This window comes from Streptomyces hainanensis (assembly GCF_004348415.1).
Taxonomy (GTDB): Bacteria; Actinomycetota; Actinomycetes; order Streptomycetales; family Streptomycetaceae; genus Streptomyces; species Streptomyces hainanensis.
Genome location: NZ_SMKI01000346.1, coordinates 1 through 8,530 on the forward strand (window position 1 = coordinate 1; position 8,530 = coordinate 8,530).

An 8,530-nucleotide genomic window follows, 5' to 3' on the forward strand; every position below is an offset into this window, starting at 1 on the left:
ACCCACCTCGTCGCAGGCGTCCAGCACGTCGGCCGGCAGCGGCCCGGCCTGCGCGGCGGCGATGTTGGCCCTCAGGTGTTCGAGCCGGGAGCCGCCGAGCAGCACGGCGGTCACCCCGTCGCGGCCGTGACGCCGAAGTCGGCGGCGAGGGCGACCAGGCCGCCCGCGTAGCCGCGGCCCGTCGCGTGGAAGTCCCAGCCGGCGGGCGTGCGCGAGAAGAGGCCGCAGACGAGTGCCGTCTCCGTCGGGCCGGGCGTGAGGGGGAGCACGGCGAGGGACGTGCCGGAGGCCGCGTCCTGGAGCAGCAGTCGCGGGTCGCTGTCGGGGGCGCCGAAGCCGCCGGGGCCGGACGAGGCGGCCAGCACCACGCGGGTGACGCCGCCGTCGAGGCGGCCGAGGTCGGCCTCGACGGAGTCCCGCAGGCCGGCCGGGTCCCGCCGTTTCGTGAGTCGTCGCACCAGGCCCGTGGGGTGCCGGGGCTGGTTGTAGAACACGAAATCCCCTTCCGTGCGCACCCGTCCCCCCGGCCCCAGCAACAGGACCGCGAGATCGATATCCGGTGACCCCTGAGCCCCCGCGATCCCGGTGGGTTTCCATCGCACCACAGCTCGTAATGAGGCGACCGGTAGGTGAATTGTCGCCCCCCTCTCCAGTGCCTGCGTCATAGCAGGAATCCTGCCTTCCGCCACACCAACGAAACAATGTCGCGCTTACGATTGCGAGGGGATCCGGTAAGCCAGCGGGGCGGCCGGAACCGCTGCCAAAATCCGGGGAGATCCATGCGGCATTACGGGCACCTCACGCCTGCGCAACGTCGCGCGCTGTTTCACCGGGAGCCCGCCGATTTCGGGCCGGCCTCCCCCGTCAGGACGTTGGGTGTCGCCCTGGGCGCCACGCTCTACTGCCCGGCCACTCGCCCCAGACTCGCGGGCGACATCCTGAAACAGGCCGCCGCCGGTGTCGTGTCCATGGTGTTGTGCCTGGAGGACTCCATCAGCGACGCCGAGGTGGAGGGCGCCGAGGAGAACCTGGTCAGGCAGTTGCAGAAGCTGCTGCGCGAGCAGCACGGCGCGGAGGACGCGTTGCCGCTGCTGTTCGTCCGCGTCCGCACCCCGGAGCAGATCACCGACCTGACCGGGCGGTTCGGCCCCGCGATCCGGCTGGTCACCGGCTTCGTGCTGCCCAAGTTCACCGCCGCGTCGGGGCCCGCGTTCCTGGAGGCGCTGACCGGTGCCGAGGTCATGTGCGGCCGCCGTCTGCTGGCCATGCCGGTGCTCGAGTCGCCCGAGCTGCTGCACCTGGAGACCCGCGGGCAGGCGCTGCCGGCCGCGGCCAGGGTGGTCGACAAGTACCGGGAGCGAATACCCGCGGTGCGGCTCGGCGTCACCGACTTCTGCTCCGCCTACGGGCTGCGCCGCAGCCCCGACATGACCGCCTACGACGTCCACCTGGTCGCCTCGGTGATCGCCGACGTCGTCAACGTCTTCGGCCGCGCCGACGGCACCGGCTACACCGTGACCGGCCCGGTCTGGGAGTACTTCCGGGCCCAGGAGCGGATGTTCAAGCCGCAGCTGCGCAACAGCCCGTTCAGCGGCCGCGCCGAGGGGCTCCGCGCCAGGCTGATCGAGCACGACATGGACAGCCTGCTCCAGGAGATCGAACTCGACCGCGCCAACGGCCTGTTGGGCAAGACCTGCATCCACCCCTCGCACGTCGCGCCGGTGCACGCGCTGTCCGTCGTCACGCACGAGGAGTTCAGCGACGCGGCCGACATCATGGGCGCCGGGCCCGAGGGCGGCGGGGTGCTGCGCTCCGCCTACACCAACAAGATGAACGAGGTGAAGCCGCACCGCGCCTGGGCGGCCCGCACCCTGCTGCGCGCCGAGGTCTTCGGCGTGGCCAGGGAGGGCGTCGACTTCGTCGACCTGCTGGCGGCCGGTCTGGGGGCGTCGTCATGACCGACGTACGGAACACCGGCCAGGACGTCTGGTCCGGCGAGTGGGTCAGCCGGCGGCTCGGCGTGCGGCTGGAGGGCGAAGGCGCCCGGGAGATGCTCGGCCTCGCGCTGCGCCGCAACCCGAAGCGCTCCCATCTGCTGGTCTCCTCGGTGCTCGGCAAGCACGTGCCGCAGCGCCCGGCGACGGTCCACGGCACCGGCGTGGCGCTCGGCCTGCGGGTGCGCGAGGCGCTGGGCGAGGCGGACGCGGACCGGGCCGTGGTGCTCGGCTACGCGGAGACCGCCACCGGCCTCGGGCACAGCGTCGCGGACGGCCTCGGCGCCGCCGCCTGCCTGCACTCCACCCGCCGCCCGGTGCCCGGCATCGCGTCGGTCGGCGGCTTCGAGGAGGAGCACAGCCACCACACCTCGCACCTGCTGCTGCCCTCCGACCCGGCGCTGCTGGCCGGCGGCGGGCCGCTGGTCCTGGTGGACGACGAACTGTCCACCGGCCGCACCGTCCGCAACACCATCGCCGCGCTGCACCGCACCGCGCCCCGCACGCGCTACGTGGTGGCCACCCTCGTCGACATGCGGACCGACGTCGACCGGGCGGCGCTCGCCAAGTTCGCGGCCGAACTCGGCACGGACGTCACGGTGGTGGCGCTGGCCGGCGGCCTGGTGCGGCTGCCGGTGGACGTGTTGGCGCGCGGCGCGGAGCTCGTCGCCGAGCACGAGCCGCGGCAGGAGCACGCCGCGGCCGAGCGTGCCGCGGCCGCCGTCCGGCGGGTCGCGCTCGACTGGCCGGCCGGCGTGCCGGACAGCGGCCGGCACGGTTTCACCCCCGACCACCGGCGGCGGCTCGAGGCCGCGCTCCCGAGGCTGGCCGCCGACATCGCGACCGCGCTGCCCGCCGGCGCCCGCCGGGTCCTGGTGCTCGGCACCGAGGAGCTGATGTACACGCCGCTGCGGCTCGCCGAGGCCACCGCGGCGCTGCTCGGCGACGCCGGGCCCGAGGTGCTGTTCTCCACCACCACCCGCTCCCCGGTGCTGCCCGTCGACGACCCCGGCTACGCGATCCGCAGCCGGCTCACCTTCCCCGCCCACGACGACCCGGCGGACGGCCCTGGACCGCGCTACGCCTACAACGTCGCCGACCGGTCATGGGACGCGATCCTGCTGGTCACCGACGCGGCCGGCGACACCGCCGCGCTGCGCGCGCCCGGCGGCCTGCTCGACCGCCTCGCCGCCCTCACCCCGTGCCCGCTGCTGGCCGTCGTCCCCGACCGGCGGCTCGCCCCGCCGCTGCGCGGCCCCGCCTTCGGGTCCTACGCGGCCGACGAGGTCGGCTGGCTGCTCCAGGACCTCTCCGACGTCACCCTGGAGGCCCCGGCCGAGGAGCGCGAGGAGGCCATCCAGTCCGGCGGCGCGCACTACGCCGAGTCGCTGCCCGTGGAGTACCAGCCCAGCCCCGAGTACCAGCGGCTCTTCCACGCCGCGCTCGAGGCGTCGGCCCACCGGGTGGCGCGCGCCGTGGGCACCGTCACCGAGGCCGTGCTCGCCGAGCGCGGCCGCCCGGGACGCCCGCCGGTGCTGGTGTCGCTGGCCCGCGCCGGCACCCCCGTCGGCATCCTGATGCGCCGCTGGGCCCGGCGGGCACACGGCCTCGACCTGCCGCACTACGCCGTCTCCATCGTGCGCGGCCAGGGCATCGACGCCACCGCGCTGCGCTGGCTGGCCGCCCACCACGACCCGGCCGACGTGGTGTTCGTCGACGGCTGGACGGGCAAGGGCGCCATCACCCGCGAACTCGCCGCCGCCGTCGCCCCGTTCAACGGCTTCGACGCCGGCCTCGCGGTACTCGCCGACCCCGGTGGCTGCGTCACCACCTACGGCACCCGCGAGGACTTCCTCATCCCCTCCGCCTGCCTCAACTCCACCGTCTCCGGGCTGATATCGCGGACCGTGCTCCGCGCCGACCTGGTCGGCCCCGACGACTTCCACGGCGCCAAGCACTACCGGGAGCTGGCCGGCGTCGACCTGTCGGGCCACTTCCTCGACGCCGTCACCGCGCACTTCGCCGACCGGGAACTGACCGCCGGCGTCGCCGAGGACACCGCCGCGCTGCTCGCCGCCACCGACCGCGCCCCGACCTGGGTCGGCTGGCGGGCCGTGGAGCGGATCAGCGAGGAGTACGGCATCGGCGACGTCAACCTCGTCAAGCCGGGCGTCGGCGAGACCACCCGGGTGCTGCTGCGCCGCGTTCCCTGGCGGATCCTCGCGCGCCGCGGCGCCGGCGCCGACCTGGACCACATCCGGCTGCTGGCGGAGCAGCGCGGAGTGCCCGTCGAGGAGACCGACGACCTGCCCTACAGTTGCGTGGGTCTGATCCACCCGCGCTTCACCCGGGGCGCCACCGGAGCCGACGGAAAGGCCGCGCGATGACCGGCACCACCGTGGTCGCCAGCGACCTCGACCGCACCCTGATCTACTCGGCGGCCGCCCTCGCGCTCGACGTGCCCGACCACGAGGCGCCACGGCTGCTGTGCGTGGAGACCTACCAGGCCAGGCCGCAGTCGTTCCTCACCGAGGCCGCCGCCGCGCTGCTGGTGGAGCTGGCCGGCGACCCCGGGGTGGTGTTCGTGCCGACCACCACCCGCACCCGGGAGCAGTACCTGCGAATCAACTTCCCCGGCCCTTCCGCCCGTTACGCGATCTGCGCCAACGGCGGCCACCTGCTGGTCGACGGGGAGACCGACCACGACTGGCACGCCTCCGTGCGGCGCGCGCTGGCCGCCGACTGCGCCTCGCTCGACGAGGTCAAGGACCACCTGCGGCGCTCGGCCGACCCGGCCTGGCTGCTCAAGGAGCGGGACGCGGAGGCGCTGTTCGCCTACCTGGTGGTCGACCGGGCGCTGCTGCCCGAGGCGTGGCCCAAGGAACTGGCCGAGTGGGCGGAGCCGCGCGGCTGGTCCGTCTCGCTCCAGGGCCGCAAGCTCTACGCGGTGCCGCGCCCGCTGACCAAGTCGGCCGCGGTCGCCGAGGTGGTGCGCCGCACCGGCGCCGACCGGGTGCTGTCGGCCGGCGACTCGCTGCTCGACGCCGACCTGCTGCTGGCCGCCGACCGGGGCTGGCGGCCGGGGCACGGCGAGCTGGCCGCCGCCGGCTGGTCCGCGCCGCACGTCACGGCCCTGGCCACCGAGGGCGTGCGCGGCGGCGAGGACATCCTGCGGGCGTTCCTGGCCGCCGTCCGGTAGTCCACTCGCCGGGCCCCGACCGCTCGGTTCGCTAACCGGCGTCGGGGGAGGCGTCGAGCCTGGCCCGGACCTCGGCGGCCTGGGGCAGGTCACCGGCCTCGTAGACGGCGAGCGCCAGCCGCCAGTGCTCGCGGGCCGCGGCGTGCTCGCCGAGCCGGGCACGGGCCTCGGCGATGCCGGCGTGCGCGTGGCCCTCCGCGACCCGCTCGCCGGTCTCGGCGGCCAGGGCCAGGGCCTCGCCGTGCAGGAGCAGGGCCCGGGTGGGGTCGCCCGCGGCCGAGTGGGTCGCGGCCAGGGTGTTCAGGGCCTCGGACATCATCTCCGGCTCCGCCGCGGAGCGGGCGACGTCGAGCGCCTCGCCGTGCAGGCGCAGCGCCTGGGCGACGTCCCCGCGCTTCCGGTGCAGGGTGCCCAACTTGTCGAGACTGAGGGCCTCGATCTGGCGGTAGCCGGTCTCGCGGGCGAGCGCCAGGCTCTGTCGGGCGTGCTCGAACGCCGCCGTCTCCTGGCCGAGCCGCGTGTGCACGTCGGAGAGGACGCAGTGGGTGTTGGCCTCGACGGACCGGTCGCCGTGGGGTGCGCACAGGTCGAGCACGCTCTCCAGGCAGCGCCGCGCCTCGTCCAACCTGCCGAGGGTGCGGAGCGTCCGGCCCATGTTGACGAGGATCGCGCAGCGGACCCGCCAGTTGCCGTCCGGGCCGTTGGTGGCCAGCGCCAGCTCGAACCGCCGCATGGCCTCCGGCAGGTCGCCCCTGCGGAGTAGGACGGAGGCCAGCCCGTTGAGCACGAAGGCCTGGAGCGAGCGGTCGCCGATCCGCTCGTAGGTGGCCAGCGCCACCCGGAAGTGGTCGACCACCTTGTCGGGGTCGGCGCCGGTGAGGTTCAGCATGGTGCCGAGCACGCGCCGTGCGTTCGCCTCGGCGAACTCGTCGCCGGCGCCCAGGGCCGCGCGCAGCGCCCGGGTGTGCAGGCCGATCGCCTCGTCGAAGTAGCCGCCGACGCGCAGGTACAGGTGCAGCGTCTCCGACAGGCGGGGCGCGAACAGCGGATCGCCGTGCCCGGCGAGCGTGAGCAGGTTGGCGCGCTCGGCGTCCAGCCAGCGCAGGGCGCGGTCGTGGTCGGCGAACGAGGGGAGCGGTCCCGCCGGCGGCGTCACCTTCGGCCGTGGCGCGTAGTCGTGGGGCGCGAAGACGTCCATGGCCGCGGAGGCCGCGTAGAGGTAGTGGCCGCGCAGCCGGCCGAGCGCCGCCGCGCGTTCCGCCTCCGGGTCGGTGGCCGTGGCGAGTTCGGCGGCGTAGCCGCGCAACAGGTCGTGCTGTCGGTGCCGTCCGGCGCCGGTCTGCTCGACGAGGTGGGCGCGCAGCAGGATGTCCAGGCACCGGCGGGTGTCCCGTGGCCCCTGCCCGGTCAGGGCCGCCGTGGCGTCGGTGTCGGAGTCGTACCCCGGGTGCAGGCCGAGGAGCCGGAACACCCGGGCCACGGCGGGGTCGAGGCGCTGGTAGGACCAGGAGAACACGGACCGCACGGCGGTGTGGGGATCGCCGTCGATGTCCAGCATGTCGAGGGCGTCCTGCCGTTCGCCCAGCTCGCCGGCCAACTCGGCGACGCTGAGGTCCGGTTGCGACCTGATCAACTCGGCGACGATGCGCAGCGCGAGTGGCAGCCTGACGCACCGCCGGATCAGCTTCTCGACCGCCTCCGGCTCGGCCGCCACCCGCCCCCCGAGCAACTCGCGCAGCAGCCGCCTGGCGTCCGCCGCCGGCAGCCGGTCGACCCGGACGCGGTAGGCCCCCTCCCGGGCGACCAGGCCGGCCAACGCGTCACGACTGGTGACCAGCGTGACGCACGACGGGGCGCCGGGCAGCAGCGGACGCACCTGCTCGACGGCGTGGGCGTTGTCCAACACGATCAGCATCCGCCGCCCGGCGACCAGGGTGCGGAAGCGGGCGGCGCGTTCGGCGAGCCCCTGGGGCACGGCCGTGCCCTCCAGGCCCAGCGCGCGCAGGAACCCGGCCAGCACGTCCTGCGGGGCGACCGGCCGGTCGGGGCCGTAGCCGCGGAGGTCGACGTAGAGCTGGCCGTCGGGGAACCGGTGCCGGTTGCGGTGGGCCCAGCGCACCACCACGGCCGTCTTGCCGGCGCCCGCGGTCCCCGACACCGCCGCGACGGCGGCGGGCGTCGCCGTCAGCAGGTCGTCGAGCTCCGCGAGTTCGGCCTCCCGGCCCACGAAGCCCCGCACATCCAAAGGGAGTTGGGCAGGTAACTCGGCGTGCGGGGTGCGGCGCGCCGCACCCCGAGGGGCCAACCGCGGTTCCCGACTCGCGGACACCCACTCCTCGCCGGCGAGGATCCGGCGCTCCAACTCCCGTAGTTCGGGGCCCGGATCGATGCCCAGCTCGCCCGCCAGCGTCTCCCTCGCGGCCCGGTAGGCCGCCAGCGCGTCGGCCTGGCGCCCGGCCCGGTACAGGGCGGTCATCAGCAGCCCGTGGAACCGCTCGCGCATCGGCTGCTCGCGCACCTGGGAGATCAGCTCCGCCACGATCTCCGCGTGCCGCCCACGGGCCAACTCCGACTCGTACAGCACCTCGATGGCGATCAGGCGGCGTTCGACGAGCCGGTGTATCCAGTCGTCGAGGAGCGGCAGGTCCACGCCGGTGAACGGCGCCCCCCGCCACAGCGACAGCGCCTCGCGCAGCGACTCGACCGCGCTCGACGGATCCTCGCGGTCCGCGAACGCCAGCCCGTCCTCGACCGACGACTCGAACCGCTCCGCGTCGAGTTCGCCCGCTTCCACCCGCAGCCGGTAGCCGGCGGGCCCCAACGAGAGGCGGTCCGACTCGCCCAACTTGCGGCGCAGTCGGTGGACATGGAGCTGAAGACGCGGTCCGCTGCGCTGATCCGGCTGATCGCCCCACAACGCCTCGGTGAGGACGTCCGTCGGCACCGGCCGCCCGCCGCGCGCCAACAGCAAGGCGAGCAGGGTGCGTTCCAACCGGCCGGTCAGGGCCTCCGCTCGCCCGTCCCGATGGAGCAGCACCTCACCCAACACCTGGAACCGCACGGCCCGCGTCCCCCTCCGCCGCCCGTGCGGCCGACCGGCGTGACCGCACGTCACAGCCCGCATCGTCGCAGAGACCGGGCGCGGGAGGAAACACCGTGGCCCCGCGGGATGAAAGTACGAGGAAAGTGGCCGGTGACATGCTCGGCTGGCCGGGGAGCGCCGGGGGACGTGCAGCACATCGTCCCCCGGCGGGGGAATCACCGCACGACCGCGGTCTCTGGTCCTGCGGTGACCCCGGTGCCCGGGCTGGCACCTACGGGCCGGGGGGTACGGGGG

5 protein-coding genes are annotated in these 8,530 nt (G+C 74.9%); 3 read left to right on the top strand and 2 right to left on the bottom strand.

What is annotated here, in order from left to right; genetic code table 11:
- Positions 1-110: 110 nt before the first annotated feature.
- Entirely contained in the window at positions 111-665 is a 555-nt protein-coding gene (locus tag E1283_RS26335; protein WP_132820642.1) for a TerD family protein, read from the bottom strand.
- A 114-nt stretch (positions 666-779) separates the two neighbouring features.
- Between E1283_RS26335 and E1283_RS26340 the strand changes: the two genes are divergently transcribed.
- Genes E1283_RS26340 through E1283_RS26350 form a run of 3 tightly spaced genes read left to right on the top strand, consistent with a single transcriptional unit; the run spans position 780 to position 5,193 of the window.
- A complete protein-coding gene (locus E1283_RS26340) occupies positions 780-1,958 on the top strand; it encodes an HpcH/HpaI aldolase/citrate lyase family protein (protein WP_132820643.1) in 1,179 nt (392 codons plus the stop codon).
- Positions 1,955-4,381 (top strand): phosphoribosyltransferase, encoded by a 2,427-nt coding sequence (locus tag E1283_RS26345; protein WP_132820644.1) that lies wholly within the window; start codon positions 1,955-1,957, stop codon positions 4,379-4,381. The genes E1283_RS26340 and E1283_RS26345 overlap by 4 nt, the downstream gene beginning before the upstream one ends.
- The gene (locus E1283_RS26350) at positions 4,378-5,193 is read left to right on the top strand and encodes an HAD family hydrolase (RefSeq protein WP_132820645.1); all 816 of its coding nucleotides are present in this window, start codon (positions 4,378-4,380) and stop codon (positions 5,191-5,193) included. The genes E1283_RS26345 and E1283_RS26350 overlap by 4 nt, the downstream gene beginning before the upstream one ends.
- 31 nt (positions 5,194-5,224) lie before the next feature.
- Here the strand turns inward: E1283_RS26350 and E1283_RS26355 are convergent, their stop codons facing one another.
- Positions 5,225-8,254, bottom strand: a complete 3,030-nt coding sequence (locus E1283_RS26355) for an AfsR/SARP family transcriptional regulator (RefSeq protein WP_165956246.1) — start codon at positions 8,252-8,254, stop codon at positions 5,225-5,227.
- Positions 8,255-8,530 lie beyond the last annotated feature (276 nt).